Origin of the sequence: Cellulomonas pasadenensis, assembly GCF_047229365.1 — a bacterium.
In the GTDB taxonomy this organism is placed as follows: Bacteria; Actinomycetota; Actinomycetes; order Actinomycetales; family Cellulomonadaceae; genus Cellulomonas.
The window spans coordinates 1-951 of the sequence record NZ_JBFTEP010000283.1 but is presented as its reverse complement, the minus strand read 5'-3'; the positions used below and the strand labels follow the sequence as shown (position 1 = coordinate 951).

General features: G+C 79.7%; 1 protein-coding gene. It reads right to left on the bottom strand.

The window, feature by feature from the left end:
- Positions 1 to 917: hypothetical protein (locus AB6N23_RS18480; RefSeq protein ID WP_412867411.1), on the bottom strand; the 917-nt coding region annotated here is incomplete at its 3' end.
- Positions 918 to 951: the final 34 nt, after the last annotated feature.

The following is a 951-nucleotide window of genomic DNA, read 5'->3' as shown; positions in this document are numbered from 1 at the left end:
GCGTCGCCCTCGCCGCCGGTGGGCGCGCCGGCCTGCCGGTTGCGCTCGGCGACCTGGGCCTGCCGCTCCGCCTCGGCCTGCTCCGGCGTCGTCGCGGGCTCCTCGTCGGCGCCGGCGCCGACCGCCGGGGCGTCCTGCGGCGGGCCCTGCTCGGCGACGGTCGCCGTGCGGCCGAGCTGCTGGGCGCGCGCGCTCAGGTCCTCGAGCTGCTCGCGCGCGGCCTGCTGCTGCTCGGCGCGCTCGTCCGCGCCGCCACCGCCGCCACCGCCGCCACCGCCGCCACCACCGCCGCCACCGCCGCCACCGGGGGCGGGCGGGGTCGCGCACGTCGGGTCGGCGAGGGCCTCGGCACGCAGGGCGGCGTGGTCGGCGGCGCGCTCGAACAGGTACGCGGCGAAGCGCAGCTCGTCGGCGTACGTCGGCACGTCGGCGCCCTCGTACGGCGGCTCGAGCACCTCCTCGTCGTAGGGCTCGCCCGCGGCGCGCGCCGCCTCGGCGACGCGGACGGCCTCCGCGTCGGCGAGCGCCTCCTCGGCGTACTCGGTGGTCGCGGCGGCGGCGGTCTCGAGCACGACCGCCCGGTTGGTCTGCACGGCGCAGCGGTGCGCGTCCGGCACGCCGACGAGCGCCTGGTCGAGCGCGTCGAGCGCCGTCGACCACCGCCCGGCGCGGGCGTGCGCGGTCCCCGCGTTGAAGTCCGCCTTCCACTGCTCGACGGGCACGACGGACCGCTGCCGCTCGAACACGTCCGCCGCGGTGCGGTCGTCGCCCGCGTCCCACGCCGCCCTGCCCTGCGCGTACACCGGCAGCAGGACGAGCAGGTGCACGCCCAGGCCGAGCAGCACCGCCGCCGGCAGCCAGGTCCACCGCAGCAGGCGGCACCGGCGCGACGTGCGGGGGCGTGCGGGGTCGGCCATGATCGCGGCATGACCGATGTCGTCGTGACGGACG